The organism is Gimesia aquarii (assembly GCF_007748195.1).
In the GTDB taxonomy this organism is placed as follows: domain Bacteria; phylum Planctomycetota; class Planctomycetia; order Planctomycetales; family Planctomycetaceae; genus Gimesia; species Gimesia aquarii.
Window position 1 is genome coordinate 576,337 of the sequence record NZ_CP037920.1, and the last position, 14,185, is coordinate 590,521.

Annotated in this window: 13 protein-coding genes; 3 read left to right on the forward strand and 10 right to left on the reverse strand. The window is 45.0% G+C overall.

The genetic code is table 11. The annotated features are described in order from the left end of the window. Positions 1–328: 328 nt before the first annotated feature. On the forward strand, positions 329–1,072 hold the full coding sequence (gene rnc / locus V144x_RS02340; RefSeq protein WP_144980827.1) for a ribonuclease III: 744 nt from the start codon (positions 329–331) through the stop codon (positions 1,070–1,072). A 487-nt stretch (positions 1,073–1,559) separates the two neighbouring features. On the opposite strand, the gene V144x_RS02345 is transcribed toward rnc, so the two are convergent. Together V144x_RS02345 and V144x_RS02350 are read right to left on the reverse strand one after the other, a co-directional pair. Continuing rightward, the gene (locus V144x_RS02345; RefSeq protein ID WP_144980830.1) at positions 1,560–3,125 is read right to left on the reverse strand and encodes a transglutaminase-like domain-containing protein; all 1,566 of its coding nucleotides are present in this window, start codon (positions 3,123–3,125) and stop codon (positions 1,560–1,562) included. A gap of 278 nt (positions 3,126–3,403) precedes the next feature. Continuing rightward, complete coding sequence (locus tag V144x_RS02350; RefSeq protein WP_144980833.1) at positions 3,404–3,865, reverse strand: hypothetical protein; 462 nt, start codon at positions 3,863–3,865, stop codon at positions 3,404–3,406. 560 nt (positions 3,866–4,425) lie between these two features. Here V144x_RS02350 and V144x_RS02355 point away from each other — a divergent pair. Together V144x_RS02355 and V144x_RS02360 are read left to right on the forward strand one after the other, a co-directional pair. Then, positions 4,426–5,556, forward strand: coding sequence for a BON domain-containing protein (locus V144x_RS02355; protein ID WP_144980835.1), 1,131 nt, complete (start codon positions 4,426–4,428; stop codon positions 5,554–5,556). A 303-nt stretch (positions 5,557–5,859) separates the two neighbouring features. Continuing rightward, positions 5,860–6,444 (forward strand): hypothetical protein, encoded by a 585-nt coding sequence (locus V144x_RS02360; protein WP_144980838.1) that lies wholly within the window; start codon positions 5,860–5,862, stop codon positions 6,442–6,444. 149 nt (positions 6,445–6,593) lie between these two features. Here V144x_RS02360 and V144x_RS02365 read toward each other — a convergent pair whose 3' ends face one another. From V144x_RS02365 to secY, 8 genes are all read right to left on the reverse strand, one after another. Then, positions 6,594–8,390, reverse strand: coding sequence for a C25 family cysteine peptidase (locus V144x_RS02365; RefSeq protein WP_144980841.1), 1,797 nt, complete (start codon positions 8,388–8,390; stop codon positions 6,594–6,596). Positions 8,391–8,606: 216 nt separating this feature from the next. Further along, complete coding sequence (locus V144x_RS02370) at positions 8,607–9,200, reverse strand: putative metallopeptidase (protein WP_144980844.1); 594 nt, start codon at positions 9,198–9,200, stop codon at positions 8,607–8,609. A gap of 306 nt (positions 9,201–9,506) precedes the next feature. Then, positions 9,507–10,220, reverse strand: a complete 714-nt coding sequence (locus V144x_RS02375) for a bL17 family ribosomal protein (protein WP_144980847.1) — start codon at positions 10,218–10,220, stop codon at positions 9,507–9,509. An 80-nt stretch (positions 10,221–10,300) separates the two neighbouring features. Beyond that, on the reverse strand, positions 10,301–11,317 hold the full coding sequence (locus tag V144x_RS02380) for a DNA-directed RNA polymerase subunit alpha (protein ID WP_197993175.1): 1,017 nt from the start codon (positions 11,315–11,317) through the stop codon (positions 10,301–10,303). Between the two features lie 127 nt (positions 11,318–11,444). Beyond that, a complete protein-coding gene (gene rpsK / locus V144x_RS02385; protein ID WP_144980850.1) occupies positions 11,445–11,825 on the reverse strand; it encodes a 30S ribosomal protein S11 in 381 nt (126 codons plus the stop codon). A 163-nt stretch (positions 11,826–11,988) separates the two neighbouring features. Then, positions 11,989–12,375, reverse strand: coding sequence for a 30S ribosomal protein S13 (rpsM, locus tag V144x_RS02390; RefSeq protein ID WP_144980853.1), 387 nt, complete (start codon positions 12,373–12,375; stop codon positions 11,989–11,991). Between the two features lie 66 nt (positions 12,376–12,441). Then, the gene (rpmJ, locus tag V144x_RS02395) at positions 12,442–12,558 is read right to left on the reverse strand and encodes a 50S ribosomal protein L36 (RefSeq protein WP_144980856.1); all 117 of its coding nucleotides are present in this window, start codon (positions 12,556–12,558) and stop codon (positions 12,442–12,444) included. 252 nt (positions 12,559–12,810) lie between these two features. After that, positions 12,811–14,172, reverse strand: a complete 1,362-nt coding sequence (gene secY / locus V144x_RS02400) for a preprotein translocase subunit SecY (protein ID WP_144980859.1) — start codon at positions 14,170–14,172, stop codon at positions 12,811–12,813. Positions 14,173–14,185: the final 13 nt, after the last annotated feature.

Genomic DNA, 14,185 nt, shown 5'->3' on the forward strand with positions numbered 1-14,185 from the left:
TTTTGATTAATTCATCAAGCGGCTGAACTAGTAATACTACGGATGGAAGAGGTTAATCTGTTGGGAACCCTTCGAAAAAAAGATCACTTTTATGGCTTCAAGAGCTCATTAATAAGTGACGAGTATTGATTATAAAGCCTGAAAACCTGAATATTTCTCAACCAATCGTATGAAACGTCATTTTTTTGTTTTCCTCCTACCTACACTAATGTTAATATTGGCAAATACTTAGGTAATACACCCCAAGGCTCATTGCAGCCCCGTTCCGTTGAAAATTGGTTGATCATTTGATTTTCCTCAATACCATGAAGTAAGAGGAGACCCTTTTATGCTGTACGATCTCAATCCTAAAGAGATCGATCAACTCCTGGAAGAGTGTCAAAAGAATCTGGGTTACCAATTTTCGGATTTGGAATTGTTAAAGTGCTGTTTAACTCACACTTCTGCTGCAAAGACCCGGACTGATTCTAACGAACGCCTGGAGTTTTTGGGGGACTCCATTCTAGGCTCAATTGTTTGCGAAAAGCTCTATCATCAGTTTCCCAATGCCCCTGAGGGGGAATTGACCCGGATTAAGTCAGCCGTTGTCAGTCGCAATACCTGTACCAGACTGGCCCGTGAAAAGGATCTGGATCGATTTATTTTTGTGGGTAAAGGACTGGCGATGACGGAAACCTTGCCTGAATCACTTTTGGCAGGGATGTTTGAAGCCATTATCGCTGGAATCTACCTGGATGGGGGAATCGAGCCGGTGCACACTTTTTTAGACCCTCTGGTTGAACGCGAGAATCATAAAGCGTCCCGTTCGACGCATGGATTTAATTATAAAAGCCTGCTGCAACAATACTCACAGAAAAAGTTCTCTGAAACTCCCGTTTATGAGTTACTGGATGAAAAAGGACCGGATCACTCTAAATTTTTCCAAGTCACTGCAATCATTGGTGCGCATCGATACGAACCTGCCTGGGGTTCGACCAAAAAAGAGGCTGAACAACGCGCCGCCTTCAATGCATTGCGCGATAATGAAAGTGACGAGGAGTGGGAACTCCCTGCATTGCCGGACGCCATTTGATTCATTTTTCAGTTGTCATTCTGCAGAGCACCAGTGTGAAACGTGTGAGTCTTATCCGTATGCTCTCGTCCGTAAATAGAAAGGGCCGAGAGAATACGGGAATTCTCTCGGCTCTCAAGATGGGGATGATGTTTTGGAGTGGCCCAGAACGGGCTGACCCGCCTCCACGGGTCGGTGGGATTGTCTCTCTCTTTTCTCTTGAACTTTAAAGTCTCTCAACTCTTTAAAGTCCGATGGGTCTCTCTCTTTACCCAACGCACAGATAAAGCAGCAAGCGTGCCAATCCCAACCAAAAGAGTATTGTTATTTTAGGAATGTGCGCTGAAATGCCTGAAAAGAAGTAGAATTCGTTTCTTGTTTTCTTGGCGATTTTTTTTGCTCGATGCAAAATTGCAAGAATTGCAATGTAAATTCCCTCGGATTGACCCACAAAATGTAAGACTTACAAGAGACAGATCGATGATTCCGATTCATCATTCTTGATTCATCACTTCGATTTCGGGGTAGAATCGATGATTTCGATGGAAAGTTTACCGACTGTTTGAAGTAGAGGCAGGAAGATCGTCAACGGCGCGGGGGCATTATCCGCAAGGCTGGAATCGGTGAGCTTAATGTGCCCTGCCCCAATCCCCCCTTTTCCCAAAGTCGCATCGAGTGGAATCCAGCGATTATCCAGAAACACCTCCGTCCACATATGTCCGCCAAAGCTGGAACGATTTGGAATATAAACCATTCCTACCGCGACACGAGAAGGCAGATTTTGTGCTCGTAACATGGCTGCTAATAAAACGGCGTGTTCGGTGCAATCCCCTTCCATGTTTTTGGCCACCTCAGCTGCCGAAGCCAATGCTGTCGAAAAATTCTTTTTTCTCAAATTCTTGTAAACATAACGTTCCATCAAGAGCGCCTGTTTCCACGGATTTTTCTCAGATTTCACAGCCTCTTTCGCATATTTGATAATGCGCGGATCATCTGATTGAACGAATTGAGTGGGGGTGACAAACTCTGATCCGACTTTACTTTTCGGGAACTGAGTGGGAACAGGGGCTTTGGATACTGTTAACTCGATACTGTTCTTATCAAGGCTCTTGATTTGTTGTGTTTCGCCTGTTGCTAGCAGCTTTGCCGGATCTTCACCCGGGAGAGTGACTTTATAGAGCACTTTTGTCGTGTCATGTGCACGCGGGAGAGATTTGACTTTAATCAGTGTTTGCACCGCTAAATCGAGTTCCTCACCGGAAATCTCTTCCAATGCAATTTCTTTGCTCACGGTATAAGTCAACATGGATGAGCCCAGGAAGTCCATTGCTGTTTTGGGAATTTCTCCATCTTCAGTCACATACAAATCGACGATCATTCCCGGTAAGGCAGACTGCGTCATTTTGACATGCAGGCAGTTTTCACTACGGTCACCATATAATTCTGTTGTTTCATAATCTAAGGCAAGAAGTTTGACTTCAGTTACTTTATTGTATTCAGGCAGCAGCATTGAGAAGGATTTCTCTTCTCCCGGTTTTATTTGAGATGTTTTAAAAATACGCTCCAGATAACTAGGTGCGTGAAATGCAGGGTTCCATTTCAACTCAGACTGTTTAACTTTGTTTGCAACCTGAGTATTTATTTTTAATTTACCGTCTTCGACAACTCCTTTTGAAACGGTCGATTCGGCAGGCGGATTTTTCATTTCGAACGTGTACGATAATAGTTCGCCTTTTGTATTCTCAGTCGTTTTTAAGTGGGTCCCCATATTAATGACTTGCCCAAATCGCTTAATTTTCAGGAACGAATCACTCTGACTGCGAATGACCTTATGGCCAGCCTGATCTTCAATGCGGGTTTGTGAATAGGCATAGCCTATTCGCTGAGAATTGACATAAATGACCTGCCAGACGTCCTCGTCTTGAATTGTTGTTTTGGATGTGGCCGTTGAACCCGTTTCACTGGCAGGATTTCGAGAACAAGCACAAATGCTGAGTAGAAATAGAAAGATACTGATCCAGGCAAGGACAGTCGGTGTCTGATTTTGCTTTTTTTCGAGCAAATGAGTCTTCATATATCGAACCTACTACTAGCTTGTTTTCAGGTTGATTAAAGTGTCTCCAAAACCAATTGAATCAAGGATAATCGTATTGCTGTCATTAAGATTCAAATGACCATGGATGGAAAGAGCGGAGAACACATCCATCAAGTTTGGATCAACTAACATCAACAATATGTGGTATCCAGTTCCGACAACAGATTATAAATAGAATTGGCAAATGAAAAACCCCACAATTCATATCAGAATTATGGGGATTGCTCTAATTCTCACAGCGGCTTGAAGATTCAAACTCACTCAATCTCTTCATCGACTTCGATTTCATCATCAATCGCATCAATCTCGTCAACATCATCATCAATGACTTCTGGTTCGTCTTGAACTTTCAAAGTTTCTTCTTCGTCATCCAAGTCACTGGCATCGTCTTCAGGAGCTTTTGTCGCCGCAACCTGACCATCGAGAGGCTCTTTGATTGGCTGGATGAAATACAGCTTTTTTGCGTTTTTAGCACGTAATTGTTCGATACGTTCTTCAGCTGCATCTCGTTGGTCATAAGAGAAACGAGATTCTTCTTTCATGCTTCCTGTGAATACACCCCAAAACAGCCGCCGTCGAACCTCTGTTTTTGTTGCTTTTTTCTTGCGTACTGCCTTTTTCTTTTTGACGGCTTTTTTCTTGGGAGATGTTTTTGCATCAGCCTCGGCTGCTTCGGCCTGACGGCGCATTTCCAGACGACTGGGAGACTTTCGTGCCATTGTTTATTCTTTGGTAAAATAGGTCTTTAGTGAAAATGGGAACATCCTGCAAGGATTAGCAAGGCAACTAGCATACCATTTCATTTCCTGAATGACTACGGACATGGAAGTAATGAGTGAACGAAGAGGCCATTTTTTTGAATTTCTGACTAACAATATTCAGCTACAATGATCTGCCAATCAAATCAATAAAACGAAAGTGATTTCTCGTAAGGTAAAGTCAGCTTATTTACGGTTGAATACTGATCATAATATCACATTATTTTGTCTGTTCCACTGAGAGGAAATTTTTTTGTCAGCATCTAAAAAAAGCTATAAATCAATTGAAAATAAAGGTTTGTGTGGATTTTATCTCTGTAGAGCCCAAGAACATTTAACCAATTTCTTCGAAATAATCAGAATAACTTATTTAACCGGACCAAGATAACCGATCAATCAGGATAGCAATCTAATTGTTTTGTTTGCGCAGCAGGAATGACTCACTGTGTAAAGCGGGGCAAAAAGATACAGCTATGATTTAATGGACGAAAACATAAACTCAATTGGGAACGGAGTTGTTCATGAAACGGTATCGTAAGTGGGTCTTGACGCTGGGGATCATGGCGGTGACTCCCGGTATCACAATGGCCGGGCCCTTGGATTTCTTCAGCAAGAAGTCTGAACAGTCAAGCTCGACCGCTGTATCCGGTAAACTTTCTAATAATCAGAGAGTCGCCAATGAAATTGCAGACGTTTTGAGAAAAGCTCGACTGACCGGTTACAACATGGAAATCGAGTATAATAAAGGCGTCGCAAAACTTTCGGGTAAAATCCCGACTGCTGCACAGAAAGCACAGGCAACCAGCTTAATCTCTAGAATTAAGGGTGTCACTCGTGTTGACAACCAGCTCGAAGTCAGCGAAGCTCAGAGTAGGCAAGTTCCTACTTTAGGCCGGGAAACCAGTAAATCAAGCCTGAATCCATTCCGGAAACCTGCGGATATTCAACAGGCTTCTGCTACTGATCCCTTCTTGAAAGGATCTTTAAACCAGGCACAGTTTGAACAGTCAGCTGAAAAGCCTGTCTCAAACATTCAGAGAGTATCAGGTCAGGTTGCTCGGGGTCCTGCTCCAAGTAATCAGCAAATGGCTGAGCAAATTGCGAAATCTCTGGGACCTGTCCTGGCATCAGCTCATGATGTAGAAATTCGCTTTAAAAATGGGACTGCCATCCTACAGGGAGCCATTGGGTCCGTTCAAGAACAGCAAATGGCAACTCAAATTGCCCAACGAGTTCCAGGGGTACGGAATGTTGAAAATCGTTTGCAGATCTCACAAGCTGCTCCACAACAACGTTCAATGATCCAGCCTACGAACTACATGAACTATCAGGCCCCGCATCCCGGTCCTGCTGGAGCTCCTGCAATGACTCCTCAACCTGGAATTGGTGCTTCAAATAATGTTTACAATAGTCCGCACTTACCAAATGGAGCCTGGCCAACTTATGCACAATATCCAAACTATGCACAAGTTGCTTATCCAAGCGAGTATAGTGCAAGTGCTTTCCCTTACATTGGGCCTTTCTATCCTTACCCACAAGTTCCATTGGGGTGGAGAGAAGCTCAATTGGAATGGGATGATGGATCATGGAAATTAAACTTCCGACCACGTACAAATCGCTGGTGGTGGTTTATGAATCCCAAAAACTGGTAATGATCGGTTGACTATGACATTGCAAAGTGCCTTTCAGGAAGCATCGTTTCCTGGAAGGCATTTTTCATGAAGTGCTTGTTTTTGCAAAAGAACAAGATCTATGAGACATACTATTTGCCGGTTAAATCGTCAAAATCGTCATATTTTCACAAGAGTTTTGAACGAACCGACCGATAAGAAGAATATGGAGTCATGTTCTCACACAGAATATGACATCTCCTTACCAGAGCATGATGCTCTCTAACACTGATACGAAGCTACGATTAAATTACAGCTTTGTTAAAATCACCCGGAGGAAGAAGGATGTTCAAAATCGGGAAGCAATATACCCGTGCTTTGCTTTTGGGCTGTGCCTGCTTATTAACACTTAATACCAGTGGATGTACGCTGCTCAAAGGTGCAATCGAAGTAACATATGCCGGCTCAATTTTCTGGCGTACTACTCCTTTAATCCCTGTAACCGCATATTGGTCCCAGTTGGTTGAAGATACATATTGGGAAGAAGAGCGCTACGACAAGGTTCCTATTTTAGACCCTGTTGAAGGTGAACACGCTCCTCTCTTCTGCCTTGATCCACCAAGTCCCGATGAAGTCATTCGGGCATTACCAGACAAAACCGGCGGCGGAGTCTGGTTCCTGGCTGAAACAACCCGTAACAATGTGCGTATGGTTGTAGAGCCTATCGTTGACCGTATTGGTGAATGCCGCTTCTTCCCCATGGTCGGCCCTGCTCGCCAGCATCACTGTCACTATAAGTGTACCGTGTATTATGACAAGACAATTCGATCAGACTGGCCCATTCCTTTCTCAAATCATGATCAAACAAAAGAAGTCGTTTACATCGACCACGACCACTTGATCCGCTGTGCGGGACCAGCATCTGAATAGTCTCCAAGATTTAGACTACCCACTTGCAGAGCCGATGATTCTAACCGGGTGATTGAATCGTCGGCTTTTGCATGCGCAGTCCACCAACTTTGAATGACGGACTACCAATTCCTGGTCATTTTGCTTTCGGTAACGCAAATCCTGTCTGACTACTTCACCTGGATTTGTGCCGTCACTCGATTCAAGTTGGCTCCGCTTACCGTTGCCAGCAGTGTTCCCGTTGTTTCTGTTGTGATGTCAAAAGTTGCTTTGCCTTTCGCATCGGCTGCGCGTACTTCATAGACTTCTTTGCCTTTCCACAAGCAGACCGTACTCCCCGGTGCATCCGTTGTGATGTTTACTGTTTGTTTGCCTTGATCCACCGATTTTGGGGCGATGATTTGAGGCATTCGTGGAGACTTCGCTCGCATATCCAGAGTGGGATCACCCAGCAGATTCAACTCACAAATACAGAGATGGTAACCGGCAGTCTTAACGGCATCGGCAGTCATGTCAGCCTTCGCCTTCATGAGAGCTTCACCCGTTGTCAGTCCGCTACCTAGCCCATGAGACCAGTACCGTGTCATTGTCATTGTTGTTCCATCGAGCTTTCCCTCCAGGACCATCAGACGAAAGTCGGAAGGCTTATGAAAGTGCGGTTTACCGGTTCGAATAGGAGCTACGATTGCGACCGTCCCCCCGTTGGGCTGACGAATCATGGATTCAACGATTGATGGATCATCCTCAGAGTCGTACTCACCGGTATTGCAGGAGACTGTAGTAATGAGTGGATACGCTCCGTCATTCTTCAGTTGACCAACATGTTTCGCAGTAAACATCGAGCGTTCAAGAACCCAGGCTGGCAGATGACCATGCCCATGGATATGCAGCTTCCCAGTCGTCTTCTTATTGAGTAAGGAGACCAGATTCTCGGCACTGAGATCGTAGCTCCCTGGTTCGTCGTCCTTGTCCCACGGTGTCTCTCTTGAAAAGAAACGATTGACTTCACCCTCCTTCCAGACTTTGGAAACGTGACTGTCCCAACTCTTACGCACTTTGGGATAAGCGGGACTATCGGTGCAGGTGTAGATCATTTGCCGGGCAAAATCATTAGTGGGATAGCGTGATTCGTAAGCGATTACTTTTTCTGTAAACGCCCTCACATCATCAGCGGTTCTCACCGGGATGCGTCCCAACCCGATCTGACCGTCGGGATAGGAAATCGCCTTGCGATCTTCATCCCACTCGCCATAGATCCCATCTCCATCGGCATCCCAATTCGTCTTACTCAAATAGACAATATCGGTTGGAATGCCCTCTGGTTCCTGTGCGTGCATTGTCCGATGTCCGCCTGGAATCAGACCATTCGCGCCAGACAGGCTGTCTCCGCCCAAAACCACCCACCGTGTTCCTTGCCGGTCAATATGATCGCGTACACAGAGCCGGATTTTCTCTTGTATATTTGTAGCTTCATAGTCTTCTTTAATCTTCTGAACGGTGATGATCTTTGTGGCTTTACCTCCCTGTGTTTTCCACTCCGCAAAGGGCTTCCAGGCAGCTGCGAGTTCGTTGGCCGTAATTAGTAACACGGTTGCCTGCTCCGAGTTTGTGAGCGCTGGAATTACGGTCGACACGCTTTTCAAATCATTGGTTGGTCCTTCAGTCGGGTTAGCCGGTGAATCAGGTTGGGGAGAATTATTTGCTGTGAACTCTCGTAGAACAATAAATCGATTGGTGAATTCTGTATTGGAGATGATACCATCGCCGTTCAGATCAACGGCCGTTGCAAACGCTTTTAATTCTGATTCGCTGAAGCTTGGCAGCGCCGTAGCAGCATAGGCTTGAAATTCATCAACTGTGCGATCGGCTACCTCAGACGAGCCGCAGCCTGCGGAGATGATCACACTGGTGAGTAGAATCAGTCGTTTGGCCACTATGAAGCTAGAATTTGACTTTTGCAGCATCATCGTCTCCCCTCTTCGTCAAATTTGAATCAAACGCGAGTGGGCGATTATAGCATGGCCTGATAACGACATTCCAGCAAAAATCGTTGAGCCCTATTCGAGCATGTCGATTGCTGATTTGAGAGATAATGGATGATCACTTTGCTCTGGCAAGCAAGTCTGTCTGGCTTCGATTTTTGGGGAACCTGGATTGTTAGCGCGCTTGGTTTGTTACTAATCTCAAGCAGTTTGTGAATCGTCGATAGGAATCAGTTTGGGAATAGGGATTTGCAATCCCACGACACCACCATGTCTTTTTTGTAGAGTTGAAAAGCGACATTTCAAAAATGAGAAGAGCTCTGCAGGAGGCTTCTGTTTCAAATACTGGTCTACAAAAACCGCCATCTGCTCATCGTACTCTTTTTGACTGTGTGAGTGCACGTGATAGTGGCCTTCCAAACGGCGAATATCGCCATCAAAGGCAGGACTGATATGGTACAGTTCATGCACAACGGTGATCAATTTTTCCTGGAAGGAATGATTCAAGAAGCGAGGCAGGTAAAACGTCAGGATATACAGCATTTCCTCTTGATCCTGGTAAACTCGTTGCGCCGTCCACTTGCGACCGTATCGAGTCGTATGAAGCGCTCCCTTTTCGAAACGCAGGGGGGTTAACTTAGCCTGCATTCCATAGGGCACATTGCGGCGTGCTTGAGCGAATGCTACTGCAACCCGGTCCATGTCAATATGCTGAAATTCGGGCATCCGCTGTGCAATATCACGGCACAGGTCAAACATGGCATGACTGAAATTAAAAGGCTTTTTCGTTGACATGCTGTGTTATAGTGCGTCCAACTGAAATATAACGATTGTAAAGCTGTTCTACGAGATCTAAACAGCCCTGAAGATGCTACGATCAAGTTGGATACAAGCTAGAATCCTTTCTGCTACAACTTCACAACGACGTGATGAGAATCGTCAAACTCTCTTTCAGTCGAATGAGCCGAGGGCTCTTTCGCCCGAAACACATTGGCGGGCGTAAAAAAAGCTAAGAGTATTTATCATTTTGAAATACCCTTAGCTTGTTAATTTTAGCGAGAACATTCGTTTCAGAATAGACGAATTTGAGCCTTCAGCAGCTTATTTCTCTTTCTCTGAATCATCCTCTGTTTCGGTTTCGGCGTCTTCAGCAGCGGCAGTTTCCGCAGAATCTTCGACGGCTTCTTCTGTGTCGGCTTCCGATTCTGCAGTCGCTTCGGTTTCAGCTTCATCAGTAGCTGTCGCTTCTGAACTTTCTTCGAGACTTGCACTACGTTTCTTCGGTTTAATCCGATCACGTTCACCTACAAACTCAATGATTGCCTGCTCGCCAGCATCACCGAGACGAACTGTTGCCAATCGGACAACTCGGGTGTAGCCGCCATTACGCTCAGCAAATCGCTCGGCAAGTTCGTCGAACAGGATATCGACTGCTTCGTTATCGCGAAGTTCAGAAAATGCCCGTCTTCGGTAGCTCAATGCAGGTGCGATTGCCTGATTCCATTCATTCCACTGCTCAGATTCCCGCCAGCTTTTCCACTCACTTGAGTTTTTATCTGCAGACGTCGCAAATTGTGTGGCTTTTTCTAAGTGCGGCTGTGCTTTTTTCGCCAACGTAATCAACTTCTCAATGAACGGACGAAGTTCTTTTGCCTTCTGAACGGTCGTTGTAATACGCCCGGAAACCTTGGGAGCGTTCTCTGCATCTTCGTCAATTCTGACCGTCTTAATGAAACTTGCGGCCATGTTCTTGAACATCGCTTTACGATGTGATGCGTTACGGCCTAGCTTACGGCCTCTCATTCGGTGTCGCATGACTTAACTCAAAATTCTTCTGATTGCTAAGAGTAAATGACTCGTTGATTGTATTGTGACGAAGCGAGAATCCATCAAGATTAACGCGGTTGTGATGAGGAATTAGGAATCTTCATACCAAGACGTAGGCCAATCTGACTTAGCCGCTCACGGACTTCGACGAGAGTGGTTTCCCCAAAATTGCGAACGTGTAACAGATGGTCTTCTGACTTACCTACCAGATCACGAACGGTGTTAATTCCTTCGGATTCCAGACAGTTCGTCGCACGTACTGAGAGGTTTAATTCAGCAAGACTCTGGTTGAGTTTCTCTTCCAGCTCAAGGTCAATTGGGGCATAGCCGGTTGTATCCAACATACCCTTGAGACCACCTTCTGGTGGCATTTCTGGGCCGGGCTCTCGGTAAGTAATAAAGGGATTGAGGTGCTTACGCAGGATCTTGGAAGCTTCGACCAGAGCCATATCTGGTTTGACAGTTCCGTTAGTCCAGATTTCCAGAATCAGTTTGTCATAGTTAGTACGTTGTCCAACGCGTGTATCTTCAATCTTATAGCGAACACGAACAACTGGTGAGAAAGTGGCATCCAAAGGAATGACGCCTACTTCCATATCGTGTTCTGCATGTTCAGAGGCGGGAGTATAACCACGACCATTTTCAACGGTAATTTCCATGTTGAGCGGAACATCGTCTGTCATTGTTGCTATGACAAGATCTTGATTGATCACTTCGACCTGATCATCGGTAATGACATCAGCTCCCGTTACAACACCACGCTCGTGTTTTTCGATTCGCAATGTTTTTGAAGTGGAACTGGAATTCTTGACGATTAACGATTTTAAATTCAAGCAAATTTCGGTGATGTCTTCAACCACTCCAGGAATGGTTGTGAATTCGTGTTGAACACCTTGAATTTTAACACGCGTGACGGAGCTACCTTCCAAACTGGAAAGCAGGATTCGCCGTAAACTGTTGGCAATAGTTGCTCCGAATCCACGCTCAAATGGTTCGGCTACAAACATACCATAAGTAGATGTCATTGAGTCCCGATCAGGGATGACACGGCTTGGTAATTCCAGTCCTCGCCAACGGATTCGCATTGAAATAATCTCCAAAGAACACAGCCAATAGAATTATGATTATCAAATCACATTTCTTGTTATTTTTAACCCAAATCTTTTTACATAAGTAAAAAGTGAATCACCTCGTTACAAGAAGTGAATTTACTCAGACTCTTCGTTTTTTCGGTGGACGACAACCATTGTGTGGTAATGGAGTAATGTCTTCGATCGCCCGAATCGTAATACCCGCTGACTGTAAGCCAGTGATAGCACTTTCGCGTCCGGAACCGGGTCCCTTAACCCGAATTTCCATTTCTTTGACACCAAATTTTGCCGCTTTTTCAGCACAGATTTCTGCAGCTCTCTGGGCTGCAAAAGGTGTGCTCTTTCGGCTGCCTTTGAAACCAGAGGTTCCTGCGGTTGCCCAACAGAGCACATCTCCGTTTAAATCGGTAACGGTGACAGTGGTGTTGTTAAACGTTGCTTTAATATAAGCAACCGCTTTCGTGATATGACGTTTCACTTTTTTTCGTTTGACTTTAGCCACTCTAAAACTCCTGGTGTTTCTGTCACCCTGTTTTCAGAAACTGAAATTCAATATTTCGAATATTTTATAATCGCAGTCACCAAAACTTATGGTAACCATTTTTTATGAACACATTTTAGTAATCTTCGCAGGATAAAATCCAACAGGCTCGAGGAACTGTGGCCTAGTGGCGGGCATCCTTAACACCTTTTTTACCAGCAACGGTTTTCTTTCCACCTTTTCGTGTACGGGCATTGGTTTGAGTATTTTGCCCGCGTACGGGAAGACCGCGTCGATGTCGTATTCCACGATAAGACTGAATGTCTCGCAAACGAGCGATATCCTGTTGAGTTGATCTGCGTAATTGCCCTTCGACGGAATATTCCGTATCTAACAGATTCACAATCCGACTTAATTCGTCGTCTGTAAGATCTTTTGCTTTCAACTGAGGATTGATATTCAATTTGTGACAAATATCGGTCGCTGTCACACTGCCAATCCCATACAGATAGGTAAGGGAAACATAGACAGGTTTTTCATTTGGAATATCAACACCGAGAATACGAGGCATTTTATTTCACTCCGCTGGATGTAAAAACTGATAACATAAAAATCACAGAGACTCTACTTGAGACGATTACCCTTGCCGCTGCTTGTGGCGTGGGTTCGAAGAGCAAATGACATACACGCGCCCTTTTCGCCTGATGACTTTACAGCTTTCACAAATCCGCTTAACACTAGCTCGGACTTTCATCGTATTACGATTTCTCTATAAGTTTGGTTCAAGATTATGGGCAGACAACGATAGGCGATTTACTGCTCATCTGTTGCTACCCGTGTCATTTAATTTATGATGCCCGTAAAATGAGCAAACTCCGGCTTCGTAACAAACCTGTACTATTTCCGAAGCGGAGCGAATCAGGAAATTATAAACTTCACAATTGCAAATCGACAAGTGACACACCCCTTTTTTGGCGATTTTCACAGTGACTTGCTTGTTTATTCTTTACAGATCGCTCTCCAGTAGTCCTGAATAGTTCCGCATCACCAGATGGCTGTCAATTTTATTGACCAGGTCTAATACCACGGAAACTACAATTAAAAGGCCGGTTCCACCGTAAAAACTCGCCACCAGGAAATCGACTCCCAGCCAAGTCGACACCAAAGTAGGAATAATTGCCACAATTGACAGAAATGCTGCCCCGACATAGGTAATGCGAACCATCACCTGTTCCAGGTAAGCGGCGGTTCTCGCTCCAGGACGATATCCGGGGATAAAAGAACCATAATCTTTCAAGTTTTCTGCCATATCTTTGGGGTTAAATGTAATCGCTGTCCAGAAGTAGCAGAAGAAGTAAATCAATACTACGTAAGACATTGTGTAAATAAAGCCACGACTCATCGGCTGAAATGCTTCATCCAACATTGCCCAAAACGGCCAGCTGGACCATTGGCTAATGGCATGAAACAGAAAGTAAGGGAACATCAATAAACTGGATGCAAAGATGATCGGCATCACGCCTGCCTGGTTGACTCGCAGAGGCAGTGACTGACGTTGGCCGCCGGAGACTTTTCTGCCTCGAACATGCTTTGCACTTTGGATCGGAATACGTCGTTGTCCCTGAGTAATAGCAATTACCCAGACCACTACGAAGACAAACACCAGTGCCAATATCAATAAACGGTCAATTCCCGTATCTGTTCCTAAAGCAATTCCTTTTTCAAACGCCGGTTCTATTAAGCTCCAGCCTGCCTGAGGCATTCGAGCCAGAATACCCGCCATAATCAGTAAGCTGATCCCGTTTCCAATTCCATAAGCGTCGATTTGTTCACCGATCCACATCAGGAAGACGGTTCCTGTCGTCATGGTAATGGTGGCGACGAGATGGAAATAGAAGTTATCGTATTTTTCCAAAATCAAACTGGTACCGGAGCCAAAGCCGCCCGAAAGCGTGGAGATCCAAAAATAGCTCTGTACCAGACAAATGACGACAGTAGCGTAACGTGTATATTCATTAATTTTCTTTCTGCCAGCCTCCCCTTCTTTCTGGAGGCGTTCCAGAGGTGGATAGACCGTACCCATCAACTGGAAGATAATGGAGGCAGAAATGTAGGGCATAATCCCCAAACCAAAGATCGTACTCTGGCCAATATTAGAAGCAGAAAATAAAGAAATTACCTGCATCACCTGGCCAATTCCACCTTCCTGACTTTGTAAGTCAGTCAGTGTTTTAGCGAGCTGTGCCTGATTCACGAATGGCAGGGCAATCCAGAATCCCATCCGGTAAATGGCTAATAGTCCCAATGTGAGGACGATTTTTCTACGCAGCTCGGGAATTTTGAACAGAACTAATAATTTACCGAGCATAGGTGGCGGTCCT